The sequence below is a fragment of the Asaia sp. VD9 genome (assembly GCF_037150015.1).
Taxonomy (GTDB): Bacteria; Pseudomonadota; Alphaproteobacteria; order Acetobacterales; family Acetobacteraceae; genus Asaia.
In genome coordinates this window covers 1-18,155 of sequence record NZ_JBBCQM010000005.1, presented here as the reverse complement: position 1 = coordinate 18,155, position 18,155 = coordinate 1, and the positions used below count along the sequence as shown (strand labels likewise).

Sequence of the window (18,155 nt, the reverse complement as noted above, 5' to 3'; positions counted from 1 at the left end):
TGCAGAACTGCTTCTAGGGGGATTTGAACCGCACGTCAAACCCCCCTTCGGCAGATTTTTTACTCAGCGAGCAGCTTGACCAGAAGCTCGTTCACCATGGCCGGATTAGCCTTGCCTTTCATGGCTTTCATGGTCTGTCCCACGAAGAATCCGAACAGCTTATCCTTGCCGCTCTTGTACTCCGAAAGCTTGTCGGCATGGGTCTGAAGGATACCGCGAATCTCCGCTTCGATGGCCCCCGTATCCGTGACCTGACGCAGCCCCTTGCGCTCGACAATGGCCGAGGCGGACTCGCCCGTCTCGAACATGTCTTCGAGCACTTCCTTTGCGATTTTGCCGTTGATGGTCGAATCCGTGATCAGCGCCAAAAGCTCGCGCAGCCCGTCAGCCTTGACCGGGCTCGTCTCGATGCTCGCCCCGGTGCGATTGAGGGCCCCAAAGAAGTCACCCAGCATCCAGTTCACGGCCAGACGGGCATCGCTGCCCTGCGCCACGGTCTCATAAAAGTCGGCAATCGCCTGCTCGGCCACGAGCACGCCGGACTCATAGCGGGACACGCCATAGGTCTTTTCCAGACGTTCGCGTTTGGCCTCGGGCAATTCCGGCAGGGCGGCCTTGAGGCTGTCTACCCAGTCCTGCTCGATCAGCAGCGGCAGCAGATCCGGATCGGGGAAGTAGCGGTAATCATGGGCGTCTTCCTTGGATCGCAGCGACCGCGTCTCGCCACGCACATGATCGAAAAGCCGTGTCTCCTGATCGACCGTGCCTCCAGCCTCCCAGATTTCGACCTGGCGCTGCGCCTCGATCTCGATTGACTGCATCACATAGCGGATCGAGTTCACATTCTTGATCTCGCAGCGCGTGCGATACTCTTCGCCCGCCTTGCGCACCGAGACGTTCACGTCGGCGCGCATCGAGCCCTCTTCCATGTTCCCGTCACAGGTGCCGAGATAGCGCAGGATCTGGCGCAGCTTACGCAGATAGGCGCCAGCCTCTTCCGGCGAGCGGATATCCGGTTCGCTCACGATTTCCATGAGCGCCACACCGGCGCGGTTGAGATCGATGAAGGAGCGCGTCGGATCCTGATCATGGATCGACTTGCCTGCGTCCTGCTCAAGGTGCAGACGCGTCACGCCGATATGGCGCACGCTGCCATCGACAAGTTCGATCTCGACCTTGCCCTCACCCACAATCGGGTGCGCGAACTGGCTGATCTGATACCCCTGCGGCAGATCGGCGTAGAAATAGTTCTTGCGATCAAACCGGCTCATCAGATGGATCTCGGCATTCAGCCCCAGACCCGTGCGCACGGCCTGCGCGACGCACTCGGCATTGATGACCGGCAACATGCCCGGAAAGCCGGCATCGATCAGGCTGACATGGGTATTCGGCTCACCGCCATATTCGGCCGAGGCGCCCGAAAACAGCTTTGCGTGGCTGATGACCTGTGCGTGGACCTCGAGACCGACGACGATCTCCCAGGTCCCTGTGGTGCCTTCGATGTGATAGCTGCTCATGCGAACGCTCCCGCATGCAGGGCGGGTCTGTGCGTGAAGCCCGCTGCCTTTTCCATGACACGTCCGGCGGCGAACAATGTCTCTTCCTCGAAATAGCGCCCGATCAGCTGCAGACCGAGCGGCAGACCGTCATGGTCGAGCCCGGCGGGCAGCGACAAGGCCGGAACGCCGGCCATGCTGGCGGGAACCGTGAAGATGTCGTTCAGATAGATCTGCACCGGGTCCGTCGGGCGCTCGGAATGGGCGAAGGCCGCAGAGGGCGCCGTGGGCGTCAGCAGCACATCGACCGTCTCGAAGGCGTTCAGGAAGTCACGCTGGATGAGCGTGCGAACCTTTTGGGCGCGCAGATAATAGGCATCGTAATAACCGGAAGACAGCACATACGTCCCCATCAGGATACGACGTCGCACCTCCTCGCCAAACCCGGCATGGCGCGTCGCCTCATACAGCTCGTCGAGCGAGGCCGCATCCACACGCTCGCCAAAACGCACACCGTCATAGCGGGCCAGATTGGACGAAGCCTCTGCCAGAGCTACGATATAATAGGTCGGCAGACCGTATTTCGTGTGCGGCAGAGAGACATCGACGACCTCGGCCCCTGCATCCCGCAGCCAGGCGATGCCCTGATCCCACAGGGCTGCAATGTCCTCGGGCAAACTGTCCGGGCGATACTCGCGCGGAATACCGACCTTGAGCCCCTTCACGCCGCGCTCGAGTGCGTCCTCGTAACGCGGAACGGGGCGATCGACGGACGTACTGTCCTTGGGGTCGAAACCGGCCATGGATTCGAGCAGGATGGCACAATCTTCCATAGTGCGCGCCATCGGCCCGGCCTGATCGAGCGAACTCGCGAAGGCAATGGTGCCAAAGCGCGAGCAGCGGCCATAGGTCGGCTTGATACCCGTAATGCCACAATAGGAAGCAGGCTGACGAATGGAGCCGCCCGTATCGGTGCCTGTCGTGCCAAGGGCGAGCCCCGCCGCCACCGCCGCAGCCGAGCCACCAGAGGAGCCACCCGGCACCAGGCTCACATCCGAGCCCCTGCGACGCCAGGGATTGGTCACCGGACCGAAAGCGGAGGTCATGTTCGTCGAGCCCATGGCGAACTCGTCGAGATTGGTCTTGCCCAGGAAGATGGCGCCGTCGGCCAGCAGATTCGACGTGACCGTGCTCTCATAGGGAGGCACGAAATCGCGCAGAATATTGCTCGAGGCCGTTGTGCGGACACCGTTGGTGCAAAACAGATCCTTGATACCGAGCGGCAGGCCGCACAGCGATGGGGCATTGCCAGTGGCCAGAAGCGCATCGGCAGCGCGTGCGCCAGCACGTGCCTGATCCTCGGTCACGGTCACATAGCTGTTGATGTCGCCATCGAGCTTCTTGATCGCGCCCAGGAAGTGATCGGTCAGGTCGATCGCCGAGAGGCGGCGCTCACGCAGCGCCTTGCGTGCGGAGGCCAGGGTCAGATCATGCATCACTCGACCACCTTCGGCACAGTGAAATAAGGGCCGACAGAGTCGGGGGCGTTGGACAACACGGCGTCGCGCTTGTCGCCATCGGTCACGACATCATCCCGCAGACGCGGCGTAGCCAGGCCGGTGCCGATCATGGGCGGCACGTCGGTGATATCGACCTCGTTCAGTTGCTCGACCCAGCCCAGGATGCCGCTGAGCTCCTGGCGCATCGCCTCGCATTCCTGATCACTGAGGCCAATTCGGGCCAGTTTTGCTATGCGCCTGACTGTGCGCGTTTCCAACGACATAAAGGATCGACTTTCCTGAAAGTGAGCGGATAATCCCGAGTGTCCAGAATTTCGCGAGATCATAACGCCTTCCCATGACTCTGTTCAATCCATACGCCCTGCGCGACGCCCTCCCCTCAGGTGCTCGGTTGCTCGGGCTCGATCCAGGCCAGAAGACGATCGGCCTCGCCTTGAGCGATGTCACGCTCATGCTTGCCTCGCCTTATCTGAGTCTCAAGCGGAAGAAATTCGGGGAAACCGCCGAGGAGATCGGGCGCATCGTGCGCAAGGAAGGGATCGGAGGGCTGATCTGTGGTCTGCCGCTTTCACTGGATGGCAGTTTCGGCCCTGCGGCCCGCTCGGCCCAGGACTGGATGACGGAGCTCTCCACCCGCCTTGACCTTCCCGCCTGCTGCTGGGATGAGCGGCTCTCCTCAAGCGCGGTCAATCGCTTCTTGATCCAGGAGGCTGACATGACGCGCAAGCGTCGCGCCGAAGTCGTGGACAAGATGGCAGCAGCCTATACACTGCAATCTTGGCTGGATGCGACCAAACCCGAATGAGCCTGCCTCACCCGGGCGCTCTCCGGGGAGAATGGCTTTATAGGCGCGCCGCAAGAATCCCGTAGGATGAGCTCCGGGGCGAAGATGCGCGTCTGCGGCGGCGCGGCCGGTGTCTCCATTGCCTGATCCAGCAGGGTGAGCGCGGCCTCGGCAATTGCCTCGACCGGCTGACGAACCACGGTCAAACGAGGCTGAAAGCAATCGGCCCATTCGAAATCATCAAACCCGACCACCGCCATCTGCTCGGGCACCGTCAGCCCATAGTCGCGGATCGCCTGCATCACCCCGATCATCGCATGATTATTTCCTGCCATGATCGCGCTGGGCGGCTTCGGCGCAGCCAACAGCGCGCAGGTGGCGCGTCGTGCGGCCGCAACATCGCTTGTCCCGGTCACGATAAGTCCCGTCACAGGGGCGCCCGCCGCCTGCGCACAGGCCCGAAATGCCGCCACACGCTGCGTGGTTGAAGCAATGAGGGGCTGCCCTGCCACGAGAGCGATGCGCTCGTGCCCGCGACGGCGCAGATGATCATACAAGAGAGTGATCCCAAGAGCATTATCGCATCCGGCCTGGCTGAAAGCCGGAGCAATCAGCCTGTCGACCAGAACGCTCGGTATCTTGTTGCGGGCAAGATAATCCAGCGTGGGCCAGGGAGCACTGACGCCCGCAGGGGCCAGCAGGATTCCGTCGACGCGTCGACGATGGAAGGATCTGATGATCTCGATCTCGCGCGCGGGGTCCTCGGCCGTATCGGCCAGAAAGACCATCTTACCCCGCGCCGATAGCCCGCGGACGATCGCCCCCACGAGATCGATGAAATAGGGATTGGACACCGCCGCCAGCGCCACGCCAATCGTGTTGGTCTGCCCGCCACCACGCGCGAGCTGCCTGGCGAGGCTGTTGGGCACATAGCCGGTTTCGGCTATGGCCGCTTCAACGGCGGCGCGCGTTTCCGGTTGAACATGGCGCGTATTGTTGACGACATGAGAGACCGTTGAAACCGCCACATTGGCCCGGCGGGCTACATCCGACATCGTAACCAGGGCGGTCACTCCCGTCCAAAGGCGTGCCCCGTCCCGATACCGCAGGACCGGGGCCGCCCTCCCCGTCTCAGAAGGGGAATTCATCCACATTGGCGGGCGTTGCTACCTTGGGCGGACCAAGCAGGACGAGCCCGTCTTTCCCGACCGTGTACGAGCCGAGATGCCCCGCCGTAAAGGTCGCACCGGCCTCTGGCTTGAACGTGCATTGCGCGAGACCCTGAGCCGCGTAATAGGAGAGATAGCCAAGGTCAGGCACGTTCCACCACACATCGGCCAGTGAACCGTCCTTGACGTATTTCTTGACGAGGCTCACCGGACCGAGGCCGGAAAGCTTGATCTTTCCTGACAGCCCGGCCTGATCGAGGGCGCGTGCGGCCGCAGGCAGTCCGATCCCCGCCGGGACGATGATGCCCTTGAGATTGGGAAAGGCCTGAACCAGAGCGAGAGTCTGCTGCTGGTTGATCTGTTCGCTCTCCTGCCCGTAGGCGACCTGGACCAGCTTCATCTTCGCAAATATCGGGTCGCTTGCGATGGTCTGCTTCATGTTCGCGATCCAGCGATTCTGGTTCGTCGCGGTGGGAGTGGAAGACAGGATGGCAAATTCACCATCGTAGTTGATCGCCTTGCCCAGGCTTTCGAGCATGCTCTGACCCAGGAGTTCCGATTGCGCCTGATTGATGAAAATCGAGCGTGCCTTGGGTGCCACGTCTGAATCGTAGGTGAGAACCCAGACATTCTGGGCCTGGGCGCGCCTTAGCGCTGGCGCCAGGGCGTTGGCGTCATTCCCCGAGATCACGATGGCATCCACGCCCTGCGTCACCATGTTATTGATGAACGCGATCTGCGCCTCGGCAGTCGCCTCCGAAGGCGCCTGCAGCACGATTTTGCCGCCGATCTCCTTCTGCGCCTTTTGCGCTCCCGTATTGGCGGACTGGAAAAAGGGATCAGTATCGAGCTTGGGAATATACCCGACCGTCACCGGGCCCTTGCGGCACTCGGCGGCTTGTGCCGTGGCCCCAAGCGCGAGGGCCAGAGCGGCGACACCCGAGAGGCAGGCCATACGTGAAGCGGTACGGAAAGAGAAAAGAGACATGATCTTCTGAACCTTGTCAGAGCGGGAACGAGAGAGAGAAATGTCCTGAACGGGCCTAGAGACGGGCGGCTGATCAATGCGCTCTGAAGGCCCGGCGCCAGGCCCGACCTAAGATGCGGGCTCTGGCAGTACCACCTCGGGTGGCGGCGGTGGGGCCCGGCGCCGTGCCGCATCGAGACGCGTCTGAAATACGCCCCCAAGCAGCAGCGACAGGATCAGGAGCAGCCCGATGGAAATGCCCTGTGCATTCCCCCCTACCCCTTCCAGACCCAGCACATCGCGCAGCAGGGCCACGAGAATCACCGCCCAGATCACGCCCGACAGGCGACCGCGCCCACCAAAGACGCTGATCCCGCCTAGGAGGGCCATGGTGATGATCTCTAGCTCGAAACCCTGTGCGTTATTGGCGCGCGCATTCGAGAGGCGCGCCGTGAAAACGATCCCGGCAATGGCGCAGACCAGACCGGAGAGCGTGAACAGCCACAGCCTCAGCCGGTCACTGCGAATGCCTGAATAGCGGGCCACCTCGGGACTACCACCGATCGCATAGATGCGCCGCCCGATGGCCGTACGATGCAGGACGATCGCGAATATCGGAGCAAGGATCAGGAAAGGCAGGATCGTCTGTGGAATCGCGGCGGTGAACAACGGCGCGATACCGAAATCCGTCAATGCATCGGGCAGTTCATTCACTGAGTTCGCGCCCAGAAGCACGTAGCCCAGCCCACGATACAGCCCCATCGTTCCCAACGTGACCAGCAGCGATGCCAGGCCAAGCCGGGTGACCAGCCAGCCATTGAGCGCACCGCAGAGAGCGCCTGCCAGAAGCACAACCGGTATAGCGCCCATGAGTGGCCAGCCTGATTGAAGCAGCACGCCCAGAATACAGCTCGTCAACGCCAGGATGCTGGCCACGGACAGGTCGATCTCGCGCACGATCATCAACAGCGCCATAGGCAGGACGATCAGGGCTTTTTCGGAAACCAGGGCGATGGCCTGGGACAGATTGAAACTGGTTGCAAAGCGCGGCACGAAAACCACCGCAAGGAGAAGCGCAATGAGGGTGATAATGCCAAGCCCCGTATCCCAGCTCGCAAAATCGCGCAGAGAGAATCTCGGGGAGCGTACAGCTCCGGCTTTCCTGCCCTGCAGGGAAAGGGACGCACTCATGATACGGCTCCGATCTGTGCGGATGTCGGGAGAGAGGACGACGCTAGTGGGGTCTGTTTTCTGTCGGGTCCCTGTTGGGCTGCGCGGTGCGTGACCGTACGAGTGGCCCGCCGGGAGACGAAGGCATCGAGCGCGATGGCCAGCACGATGACAAGGCCGTAAACCCCTTGCAGCCAGAGCGGATTGACGCGAACCAGTGTCAGACCGTTCTGTATGGCGAGGAGCAGGAGTGCGCCAAGAATGACACCTGTGATCGTGCCGACACCGCCCCTGATCGCTGTGCCGCCTACGACGACAGCAGCCACCACGGTCAGCTCGTACCCATAGGCGACGCGAGCATCGACGACGGCATAACGTGACGCCCAGAGAGCGCCATCGAGACCTGCCAGGAGTCCCGAGGCGATGAAGGCCATCAGCACGAGGCGTTCGCGCCGGATACCGATCAGACTGGCCCCATCCGGGTTGGAGCCGACGGCGAAAAGCTCGCGGCCCGTCGAGCTGCGTTTCAGGAGGAACGCCAGAGCGGCCATGACCAGCGCCGCCAGAACGAGAATACCCGGAACACCGAGAACATGGGCACCCGTCATATCGAGCCAGGATTGCGGCACCTGCTCGGAGCTGATCTGGCGCCCCCCGGCAATCAGGCTGTTCACGCCGCGATAAAGCGAGAGTGTTCCCAGCGTCACTACAATCGAGGGAACCCTGCCATAGGCCACGACCAGACCATTGGCGAGACCGCAGCCTGCCCCGACCAGACAGGCAATCATCACCGCCAGAGCTACGGGCATATGGGGGAAAAGCCGAAGCGAGTCTGCCGCCATATAGGCCGAAAGCCCGATGACCGACGCCACGGAAAGATCGATATTACGCGTGATCATTACGAGCATCATGCCAGCCGATGCGATCATCAGCAGGGCCAGATCCATCCCAACCGTCTCTATATTGGCGAGTTGCAGCATACGCGGGTTGATCAGCGCAGCGGGAATGATCACCGCCAGAATGGCTGCGAGCAGCCCGAGCTCACGCCCCAGCAGCCAATGCCGCCCCGCAGGACGTGGGTTCGTGGCTGGGTCGCGTCGTGCGGCGACAATGGCTGCGCTGTCTTCTATCGCATATTCTGCCAAGGGCTCGCGGCTCTCCGCCGCGCCGGAAATTCGTGGTAGGGGCATATCGGGTTCCGATATGACCGGCCGCGCGGCCCCAGCATCCGTCGCGGCAAGAAGAACGGCCTCCTGCGTGGCGAGCTCGCGTGGCATGATGGTAGAGAGATGCCCCTCGCGGAACACCGCAACATCATGGCACATGCCCAGCAATTCGGACATGTCGGATGAGATCAGAATGATAGCCATGCCCTGACGGGCCAGATCGGCAATCAGGGCATGCACCTCGCTCTTGGCGTTGATGTCAATGCCCTGGGTCGGCTCGTCCAGAATCAGGACACGCGGCCCGGTTGCAAGCCATTTGGCCAGCACGACCTTTTGCTGATTGCCACCCGACAAAGTGCGCACAGGCTGATCATAGGAAGAAAAGCGCAGTCGCATGCGCTCCAGAGGGTGCGCGACAAGATCGAGTGTCTTATCCCTACTCACCAATCCGTTTCGCGTGGTCTGAGGCAGAACCGAAAGCGCTGCATTGTCCAGAATGGAAAAATCCATGACCAGACTCTGGCCAAGCCGGTCCTCCGAAACATAGGCGATCCCTGCCTTCATCGCCTCGCTTGCGCTTGCGAAAGTGATTTCGCGACCGTCCAGCACGATGTGACCCGCACTGGCACGGTCGATCCCGAACAGCACGCGTGCAACCTCGGTCCGTCCCGCCCCAACCAACCCGCCAAAGCCCAGAATCTGCCCCTTGCGCAGACCAAACGACACATCAGCGAAGACACCCTGACGGCATAGACCCTCGACGCGCAAAATCTCGTCCTGACCGGGCGGGGAAAGCGATGGGTGAAGATTCTGCAATTCGCGCCCGATCATGAGCTGGACGGCCGTATCAGGGTCGATCGTTGCGACCGGTCCCTCCCCGACCTGACGCCCGTCACGCAGCACCACGATGCGATCGGCAATACGATAGACTTCCTCCATGCGATGACCGACGAACATCATTGCCACGCCCTGACGCTTGAGGTCATCCACGACTGCGAAAAGCTTCTCGACCTCGCCACGAGAGAGTGAGGCCGTGGGCTCATCCATGATGAGCACCTTGGCATTCACTGATAAGGCGCGCGCGATCTCGACGAGCTGCTGCTCCGAGGAGCGCAAAAGACCCAGAAGACGGTCAGGCGGCGCGTCCAGCCCTACGATTTTCAGCAGGCGCGCGGCCTCGCTGTCGATACGGGTGCGATCGAGCGTGTGCAACGCGGTGCGCGGCATATGCCCGATGGCGATATTCTCGGCGATCGTCAGATCTGGAAACAGCCCGGGATGCTGGTGCATGACTGCCAGCCCGCGGGCCAAGGCGTCCTGCGGAGAACGCAGGACGATATCCTCATCCCCGATCCGCACACTCCCCGTATCAGGCCGGTGAACGCCGGCGAGCATCTTGACGCAGGTACTCTTGCCGGCGCCGTTTTCACCCAGCAGGGCGACCACTTCTCCGCGGTAGAGGGAAAAATCCGCATGGGCGAGAGCGATCACCCCACCAAAGACCTTGCTCACCCCAGAGAGCGCCGCAGCCACCTCAGGTATCCGAGCGCCTCCCGCTTCCTGCTGGGAATCATATATGCCCTGAGGAGAGATACTGGGCGGTGTCCCCGCCCTATCTCCCATCTCAGAATTGGCTCCAACCTCGACGTCAGCCATCACGAAACTCCGATCAGAGGCCGATCCCGGCACACAGGGCGAAAGCCGTTCCTGCACCGAACAGAATTGGACGCTACGGAGATCGAAGCGCTTGCGCAAGCGCTTGCCTGAAAGAATCACAACTATTTGTTTCTCATTATCATCGATGCGTTATTTTCTGAAGCTCGCGGCGCGTATGGATCCCCGAGGAAGTCTGAACCATCAGCGCCACTCGGTGAGGACAAACATGCCCTGTGCGCTCTACCGCGCGCTGCAGCCGGGATGTGCCCTCGGGGACGAAGGTAACGCCCTTTGCGTTGCTCATCGGCTCAGGCCGAGTGCCGCGTCATGGAGGATGAAAACTATAGTAAATGTTTATAATCAGTATATTATCTGATTTAAATGATAATCGACTTCAAGCCGAGCATTCGAGTGTGCTTTGGACAGCCTCAGTCCCGCATGCACGGCCTGCAACTGGCTCAGGTACCCGAAAAGCCAGCCATTCCAGATGGAATCACGAGCGGGACTTAAAGCGGAGAGAGCCGTTATCCCCTTCCGGGCACGCGTCTCCTGGGCTGCATGATGCCGACCAAAAAGCCTTGCTGAGTGCGGTTAGGACGTCATATCTAACAAAAGAATGTTATAATTCTGAGACGCACGCATCTCAGCGTATGCCTGTGTGTAGAACGCGAGCAAAAGCCATGCTCGACAGGTTACCAAGCCGTTCTCTGTCGTGACCTCACCAGATCATCGCGAGACGGCATTCAACAAGACGCAACGAGCACGATTACTCCGCAGAACATCAGGCTTGGTCAGGCACTCTGGGAAACGATGCTGGGGTAACGACGGGCCTCGCCAACAGAAAGACTGAAGACAAGCCCCTTCGCCATGCCGGGCTTTTCGGCATCGGGGCATGAGCACCCAAGCCGGGAGCGAATATTAGGGAAATAGAGACCGTTAGTCGGCCTTTTCTCACGCGATGGGTGAGCTACCCTTGGAGCCTATAGCTGGTTATGCGAAGACGCGTATGCGTCGTTCGCAGAAGCGGCGATGCCATGACAGGCATGGTCCTGAACCTCCTCGCCGGAAGCACGGTCATCCCCTTGCGCCACGTCATCGAGGAGCGCGAAGCCTGAGCCCAGCGGGGCGAGGACAAGCGTATGATCACCCATATCCCGCTCGGGATGAGCCAGCGTAGCTGCCAGGATCCGGAAAGGCGATCCGTTCAGTGTCGCCAGATAGAGTGCGCGGTAGCGATGCCCATTGAACGCCTCAGGCAGATCCGACCAGGACGGCCCGATCTGAGCCGCGTCCCGGTCCAGCAAAGCGCGCATGCGGGGCTCGAGACAATCAAGATGGATATGCAATTGATTCTGTGAGCGCCCCTTCTGCGAGTTGATTGCGAGAGAAAGCCGGGATTCAGGGATCGTCTGATGATAATCCCGCCCGACGCGCTCGCGATAGGCCCAGGCCGAAGCAAAGTAATTGGGCTGGTCGGACCTTAGCAGTGCCGGGCTTTCCATCCCTGTGACCTTTTCGGTAGGGATCAGCAGATACTGCCCCTTCCCCTCGATCGAATGCAGGAGTGCAATGCCGCGCTTGTCGTCATAGACCGCACAGGGCTTGAGTCCATGCGCGCATTTCTGATGAACGAGCTTCCAAAGCACATCCGGATCGTGATCCTTGTGAATGACGACCCCGGAAGATGCAGCATGGGCACTGCCGGCACCCAACATGCATGACAGGGCCAGACACACGAGGCTCTTCAGCACGAACGTGTCGCCGCAGCGAGAGTCATGCTCTGTCCCAGTCTTTCGAGGCGGCGCTTTACTCCGCCACCGGCAGCAAAGCTGCTCTGTGAATCATGGCTCAGCCAGAGCACGCCATCCTCGATACTGAGTGAGGTGTTCTTGAGCAATGCGGCAGTACCACCACAGATTGTATAGGCCAGACGCAGCGCGAAACCGAGCTGGACGGCACGATCGCAATCATCGGGTGCGAGAAGCCGTCGCGAAACCTCCATCAGTGGATCCGCGGGATCGGCCTCGTAGCGCACGGCTAGAGTGAGGGCCACGAAGGCGCGTGCCTGATGATCGAACCCGACACCATGCATCCGCATCACGCGCAGATAGGTCTGGGCGGCGCGATATTCCGGGTGGTCGAAGGAGCCAATATCGGACATGCGGCACGCCATGTCGCGCAGGGCGGTTTCGGAGGGTGTTTCATGCGCGAAAAGCGGGGCGGTCCAGCGTACGAGATCGCCCGGCAATTCCATGCTGCGGCTCAGACGCTGCGAGGTCTCATCGGCCAGGGCACGGCAGGGATCGAGCGCAGCCACTGCCTGCCCAACCTTGCGCATGTACCAGCCTTCGCGCAGGCCATCGACGCTGAAGACGATCTGGGATGGCTGCACGATGCGCATCAAGCGACGCAGCACGGTAGCCGAAAACGGGACATCATCGAGGCGTTTACGGGGAAAGCCCGGGACCTTCTCCAGCATCTTGCGCGGCGTATCGATCAGCCAGGTGACCATCTCCCGCGCCTCGTCAGCACCCAGCGTGTAAAGGTGAACGATGTTGAGCGGATAATGCGTGCGCGCGATCTGCAGCCGTGCCAGTGCGCGGAAAGCCCCACCTACAAGATAAAGCGGCTTGCCCTTGAGCGCTGGCAGCCAGTCGACATCGTCCAGATCGGCCTCGACAACCTCACGCGCGCGCTTGAGATCACCACCCGAGCGGTCGGACAGGCGTATCACGCCGAGCGGCTTGGTGCAGGCCTCGTGATGCCGCCCCCCGGCCACGCGGATGAGTTCGAGAGAGCCACCGCCAATATCGGCCACGACGCCATCGGCATCCGGCAAGCCGCATAGCACACCCGTGGCAGCGTAATCAGCCTCTTCCTCACCCGAAAGAATGCGGATGGGCACATCCGGCATGCATTCATGCAAGGTCTCGACAAATTCACGACCGTTACTGGCATCGCGTACTGCCGCGGTCGCCAGCACCTCGAAAGGATGAGCGTCCATGGCGCGAGCGATCGCGTTGAAGCGGCTCATCACGTCGCGAGCAAGGCGCAACCCTTCCTCATTCAGACGGCCCGTCTGCTCCAGACCGCGCCCAAGACGCAGTGTCGCCTTCTCGTTGAAGATCGGGATGGGGTTGCGGGTGACACCCTCGAATACAACCAGTCGAACCGAGTTCGATCCAAGATCGACAATGGCCGCGCGATGATGGCCTTGCGGTGCGTCAGAACCCGTCACTCTACCCGTTTCCTCAATCTTCGCGGATGCGATCGGGCCGTTCACGACGACCCGCATCCTTGTCCTGCGGTTTCTCCCTGGCCGCCGAGCCACGCCCGGAAAGCGAGGGATTGTGCATGAAATACTCATGCGCCGAGAAGGGATTAGCCCCGGCAGACACACGATGCCAATCCCCCCGCGAGGAAAGCACCCAGCTTTGAAGCGTGTCACGTAAATCCATGGTCATGATCTGACCCAGGATCTGGGCGTGGACGGTAGAATTGAAGATCGGAACCATGGCCTCGACCCGGCGGTCCATGTTGCGTCCCATCCAGTCGGCGGAGGAAATGAACAGCTTCGCCTTGTGCGATGGCATGCGGTGCCCATTGCCAAAGGCAAAAATGCGCGCATGTTCCAGAAAGCGCCCGACAATCGAGCGTATCTCGATATTCTCCGAAAGACCCGGCACGCCTGGGCGCAGACAGCAAATGCCACGCACAATGCCGACGATCTTCACCCCGGCGCGCGAGGCGCGATACAGCGCGTCAATAAGCGAGGGGTCGACCAGCGAGTTCATCTTCAGCCAGATCTTTGCGGGACGCCCTGCCTTTGCATGAGCGATCTCGCCATCAATCAGATCCATCAGCGTTTCGCGCAGCGTGATGGGCGCAAAGGCCAGTGCCTCCATGTCCACCGGGGTCGCATAGCCTGTCATATAGTTGAACAGCTTGGCCGAATCGCTGGCCAGTTGGGGGTCGCAGGTAAAGAATGACAAATCGGTATAGATACGCGCGGTAATCGGATGATAATTCCCCGTGCCGAAATGCGCGTAGGAACGCAGCCCCCCCGCCTCACGACGAACGACGAGGCTGAGCTTCGCGTGGGTCTTGAGATGGGTAAAGCCAAAAACGACCTGTACCCCCGCCGATTCGAGGGACCGGGCCAGACGGATATTGGCCTCTTCATCGAAGCGCGCGCGCAGCTCGACCATGGCCGTGACCGATTTGCCGAGTTCTGCCGCCTCGATCAGCGCGCGCACGATCGGACTATCGCGTGACGTGCGATAGAGGGTCTGCTTGATGGCAACGACATTGGGATCGAGCGCTGCCTGCTTGAGGAATTGCACCACCACATCGAAGCTCTCGAAGGGGTGATGGACCACAATATCCTTGGCGCGGATGGCCGCGAAGCAGTCACCGTCGTAGTCGCGAATACGCTCGGGGAAGCGCGCCTTATAGGGCTTAAACAGCAGATCAGGGCGATCCGAAACAATCATCTGCTTCAGATCGACCACGCCGATCATGTCGGGCTGCACGACGACGTCATCCTTGGCGACATCGAGTTCCTCGGCAAACTCTCGTCCCATGCTCTCCGGTATGGAGGCGTCGAGTGCGAGATGGATGCCCACGCCGCGTCGGCGCTGCTTGAGCGCGGTCTCGTAGGAAAGAACCAGATCCTCCGCCTCGTCCTCGAACTCCACATCGGAATCGCGGATGATGCGCAATACTCCGCCCTCAGCAATCTCCATGCCGGGAAACAGACGATCTATGTGCAGGCGAATGACATCTTCCAACGCCACGAAACGCACATCGGGGCGGATTTCGGGCTCCTCTCTATGCGGAGCAGGGAGACGAATGAATCGGTCGATCTGTTGCGGCAGAAGGATGAGCGCATCCATTGAAAAACCGGGAATGGTCGGGTCGATCAGTCGGAGCGCCAGCGCCATGCCCAGATTGGGGATGAACGGCATGGGGTGGGAAGGGTCAATGGCAAGCGGGGTGAGAACCGGATAGATTTCGTCCTCGAACTTGGCCGCAATGCTTTTGCGTTCGGCCTCGGTCAGTTCCTCTCGCGTGCAGAGCCTGAGCCCCGCCTGAGCCAACTCCCCACGGAGCAGACGCCAGATGCGCTGCTGGGCCGCGAAAAGCTTGGCGGCGCTGCGACGCACGCTGGTGAGCTGACGCGCAGGTGTCAGCCCGTCTGCCGAGGGTGCGACCAGCCCTTCCCGCACCTGACCAACGAGACCGGCGACACGCACTGAATAAAATTCATCGAGATTACTGGCACTGATCGACAGGAAACGCAGCCGCTCCAGCAAAGGATGACGGCTGTTTTCAGCCTCCTCGATCACGCGCTGGTTAAAATCGAGCCAGGATAATTCGCGGTTGATGAAACGCGCCGGTGAGGTGACGATTCCCGGATCGGGAATACGCGCCACCGCTCGCGTAGCGCGAGAGGCACGAGGGCGCCTGTTTCCGGCTGGTCGGGCAGCCTTGAGAGGGGCTGCCTTTGGATCCTTGACCGAATCCTTTTCCGAAGACGACGTCACGCGATGCGTTTCCTGTTTCTATCCAATGAGTAAACGCAGCATCGACGCAGAAGACACCCCGCGTCAAACCCCTTCACCTAATCATCATAAACACAAGCCGGTCATGAGAGGCTTTCATCTTCTGCGAAGAGCAATCCAGACAAAGCCTCGCGTGCCAACCCGATTGTCAGGGGCTTCTTATGCGCGAGGGTCGCGCGGTCCAGACACTCCACCGCCTCGACCATGGCATCTCCGGTTCGAGGCAGATGACACATCAGCCAGTCCAAAATCGGCTTGGAAACCACCATCTGCCGTTCTGCGATCAGGCGGAGCAGCAGGGCGAAACGCAGAGTATCTTCAGGAGGCATGATCGGGACGAGCGTTACCGCCCGCAAACGGCTGGCCAGGTCGGGCAGGATGATCGGCATACGGTTGGGCGGCAATCGGGTCGCCATCAGTACCGTGATGCGATGCTCGCGCGCCAGATTGAGCAGGTGAAGAACCGCGCGTTCCGATGTTACCCGCTCCAGATGATCGAGGGCGAGCGCCAAGGGTGCGTTCGCCGCGATTTCCGCCAGATCCGATACATCGAGACCCGCGGCATCGAGCACGCGCGCCTGACGACGGGCGGCCCATATATGCAGCAGGTGCGACTTCCCACAGCTATCCGCCCCGTGGATTAGCAGCCGCCGGTCTGGCCAGCCTGTCTGGTTCAGCCAATGGCGCGCCTGTGCATTTGAAGCCGCCGGAACGAAATGGCGCTCGGCGACGCTGGCGGGTGGCCGCAGCGCAAGAGCAAGCTGCAAGGCACTGGCCTTTGGCAGCAATCCGTCATTTCCCGCCTCTTTGTCCATCCAATAGCCGTTCCGGTCCTTTCCGAGCCGGGTCGGCTCCATTAGAAGGACTGATGATAACGCAACCGGCCAGGTTTTTCGAGCGAGGCGACAGCATGACCGACCCAATCTCTCCTTCAGCTAGCTATCGGGACTCCGGGGTCGATATCGAGGCGGGCGATGCGCTGGTCGAGGCGATCAAGCCCGCCGCAAAATCCACCGATCGTCCCGGTACGATGGGGGGGCTTGGTGGTTTCGGCGCGTTGTTCGACCTCAAGGCAGCCGGGTTCACCGATCCGGTCCTGGTCAGTTGCACCGATGGCGTCGGCACCAAGCTGATGGTCGCCATCGAGAGCCGGCAGCATGACACGGTCGGTATCGACCTCGTGGCAATGTGCGTGAACGATCTCGTGGTGCAGGGTGCACAGCCCCTGTTCTTTCTCGACTATCTCGCGACCGGAAAACTCTCGGTGGAGGACGCCGCGCGCGTGATCAAGGGCATCGCCCAGGCCTGCCGCGATACGGATTGCGCCCTGGTCGGCGGTGAAACTGCAGAGATGCCCGGTATGTACGAGGCGGGGCATTACGATCTCGCCGGGTTCAGCGTCGGGGCTGCCGAGCGCTCCGCCTTGCTCCCTGCGGGGATTGCAGAGGGCGACACGCTGATCGCGCTGCCCGCGAGCGGTGTGCATTCCAACGGTTACTCCCTGGTGCGCAGCATCAAGGCGATGAGTGGTCTGGAATGGAACAGCGAAGCCCCGTTCGAGCCAGGCAGCACGCTGGCAGAGGCGCTGCTGCGCCCAACGGCGCTCTATGTCCGCACGGTCATGGCCTTGCATCATGCCGGTCTGCTTCATGGCTGCGCCCATATCACCGGCGGTGGCCTGCCCGGAAACCTGCCCCGCGTTCTGCCCGAGGGTCTGGGCGTACAGATCGAGGCCGATACATGGCCCGTTCCGCCGGTATTCCGCTGGCTTGCCACGACAGGCAATGTCGCCCATGACGAAATGCTCAAGGTCTTCAATTGCGGCATCGGCATGGTGCTGATCACGCCCGAGCCCGACAAGGTCCTAGCGCTCCTCGCCGAGCGCGGCGAGAAAGGTTACCGGATCGGCGATGTCACCGCCAATGGTCCGCGCTATGCCCTGGATGGCAAGGTCGATTTCGCCCTATGAACAAAACGCCTATTGCCGTTCTCATCAGTGGGCGCGGCAGCAACATGAACGCGCTGATCGAGGCGTGCGCGCGGTCAGAATACCCGGCGCGCATCGCTCTGGTGCTGAGCAACAATCCCGACGCAGCGGGGCTCGAAACGGCGCGTCAGGCGGGACTGGCGACATTGGCGATCGATCACCGCCTTTTTCCGAAGGATCGCACGGGACATGAAAAGGCCATTGACGAGGCGCTGACCAGGGCCGGCGTGAAGGTGGTCTGTCTTGCTGGCTACATGCGTGTCCTGACCCCCTATCTGGTGGGGCGCTGGAGTGGTCACATGCTCAATATCCATCCAAGCCTCCTCCCCCTCTACCCTGGCCTCGACACTCACGAACGGGCACTCGCAGCGGGCGATTCCCGTCATGGCTGCACCGTTCATCTGGTTACGGATGGGGTTGACGAAGGCCCAATCCTTCAGCAGGCGGAAGTTCCGGTCCTGTCTGGGGATACTGCCGATAGCCTGGCAAAGCGTGTGCTCGAACAGGAGCATCAGCTTTATCCGGCAGCGCTCGCGGCCTTTCTGTCCTTCTGTGGATGGCTCCCGTGTTGCAAGAGAAAAATGACACACTGACGTTGATCAGGAGCAGTCTTCTGTCCGGCCTGTTTGCGCAGTCGGTTTTGGACTGCTGGCCCTGATGGGTTCCGCGAACAAAG

Annotated in this window: 14 protein-coding genes; 3 read left to right on the top strand and 11 right to left on the bottom strand. The window is 61.1% G+C overall.

All coding sequences use genetic code 11. The features are described 5' to 3' along the window. Positions 1-59 precede the first annotated feature (59 nt). From gatB to gatC, 3 genes are read right to left on the bottom strand one after another with little or no spacing between them, the layout of a single operon-like run. Positions 60-1,517 (bottom strand): Asp-tRNA(Asn)/Glu-tRNA(Gln) amidotransferase subunit GatB, encoded by a 1,458-nt coding sequence (gatB, locus tag WFJ47_RS07840; protein ID WP_336762108.1) that lies wholly within the window; start codon positions 1,515-1,517, stop codon positions 60-62. Continuing rightward, positions 1,514-2,992, bottom strand: coding sequence for an Asp-tRNA(Asn)/Glu-tRNA(Gln) amidotransferase subunit GatA (gene gatA / locus WFJ47_RS07835; RefSeq protein WP_336762107.1), 1,479 nt, complete (start codon positions 2,990-2,992; stop codon positions 1,514-1,516). Before gatA ends, gatB begins: the two co-directional genes overlap by 4 nt. Then, on the bottom strand, positions 2,992-3,279 hold the full coding sequence (gene gatC / locus WFJ47_RS07830) for an Asp-tRNA(Asn)/Glu-tRNA(Gln) amidotransferase subunit GatC (RefSeq protein ID WP_127102495.1): 288 nt from the start codon (positions 3,277-3,279) through the stop codon (positions 2,992-2,994). The genes gatA and gatC overlap by 1 nt, the downstream gene beginning before the upstream one ends. A 74-nt stretch (positions 3,280-3,353) precedes the next feature. Between gatC and ruvX the strand changes: the two genes are divergently transcribed. Beyond that, a complete protein-coding gene (gene ruvX, locus WFJ47_RS07825) occupies positions 3,354-3,821 on the top strand; it encodes a Holliday junction resolvase RuvX (protein ID WP_127102496.1) in 468 nt (155 codons plus the stop codon). Here ruvX and WFJ47_RS07820 read toward each other — a convergent pair. The 8 genes from WFJ47_RS07820 to WFJ47_RS07785 form a co-directional block, all read right to left on the bottom strand. Next, positions 3,779-4,873 (bottom strand): LacI family DNA-binding transcriptional regulator, encoded by a 1,095-nt coding sequence (locus WFJ47_RS07820; protein WP_336762104.1) that lies wholly within the window; start codon positions 4,871-4,873, stop codon positions 3,779-3,781. The two genes, ruvX and WFJ47_RS07820, sit on opposite strands and share 43 nt — an antisense overlap. A gap of 58 nt (positions 4,874-4,931) precedes the next feature. After that, positions 4,932-5,957 (bottom strand): rhamnose ABC transporter substrate-binding protein, encoded by a 1,026-nt coding sequence (locus WFJ47_RS07815; protein WP_336762103.1) that lies wholly within the window; start codon positions 5,955-5,957, stop codon positions 4,932-4,934. Positions 5,958-6,065: 108 nt separating this feature from the next. Continuing rightward, positions 6,066-7,127, bottom strand: a complete 1,062-nt coding sequence (locus tag WFJ47_RS07810; protein ID WP_336762102.1) for an ABC transporter permease — start codon at positions 7,125-7,127, stop codon at positions 6,066-6,068. Further along, complete coding sequence (locus tag WFJ47_RS07805) at positions 7,124-9,928, bottom strand: ATP-binding cassette domain-containing protein (RefSeq protein WP_336762100.1); 2,805 nt, start codon at positions 9,926-9,928, stop codon at positions 7,124-7,126. Before WFJ47_RS07805 ends, WFJ47_RS07810 begins: the two co-directional genes overlap by 4 nt. Positions 9,929-10,908: 980 nt before the next feature. Further along, the gene (locus tag WFJ47_RS07800) at positions 10,909-11,679 is read right to left on the bottom strand and encodes a CDP-diacylglycerol diphosphatase (RefSeq protein ID WP_336762098.1); all 771 of its coding nucleotides are present in this window, start codon (positions 11,677-11,679) and stop codon (positions 10,909-10,911) included. Further along, the gene (locus WFJ47_RS07795) at positions 11,673-13,166 is read right to left on the bottom strand and encodes a Ppx/GppA family phosphatase (RefSeq protein WP_233582098.1); all 1,494 of its coding nucleotides are present in this window, start codon (positions 13,164-13,166) and stop codon (positions 11,673-11,675) included. The genes WFJ47_RS07800 and WFJ47_RS07795 overlap by 7 nt, the downstream gene beginning before the upstream one ends. 13 nt (positions 13,167-13,179) lie before the next feature. Beyond that, positions 13,180-15,474, bottom strand: coding sequence for an RNA degradosome polyphosphate kinase (locus tag WFJ47_RS07790; RefSeq protein ID WP_408868632.1), 2,295 nt, complete (start codon positions 15,472-15,474; stop codon positions 13,180-13,182). A 101-nt stretch (positions 15,475-15,575) separates the two neighbouring features. Next, the gene (locus WFJ47_RS07785) at positions 15,576-16,307 is read right to left on the bottom strand and encodes an HdaA/DnaA family protein (protein WP_336762095.1); all 732 of its coding nucleotides are present in this window, start codon (positions 16,305-16,307) and stop codon (positions 15,576-15,578) included. Between the two features lie 95 nt (positions 16,308-16,402). On the opposite strand from WFJ47_RS07785, the gene purM reads away from it, so the two are divergent. Then, positions 16,403-17,461, top strand: a complete 1,059-nt coding sequence (gene purM / locus WFJ47_RS07780; protein ID WP_336762093.1) for a phosphoribosylformylglycinamidine cyclo-ligase — start codon at positions 16,403-16,405, stop codon at positions 17,459-17,461. Continuing rightward, positions 17,458-18,072, top strand: coding sequence for a phosphoribosylglycinamide formyltransferase (purN, locus tag WFJ47_RS07775; RefSeq protein WP_336762092.1), 615 nt, complete (start codon positions 17,458-17,460; stop codon positions 18,070-18,072). The genes purM and purN overlap by 4 nt, the downstream gene beginning before the upstream one ends. The last annotated feature ends 83 nt before the right edge of the window (positions 18,073-18,155 follow it).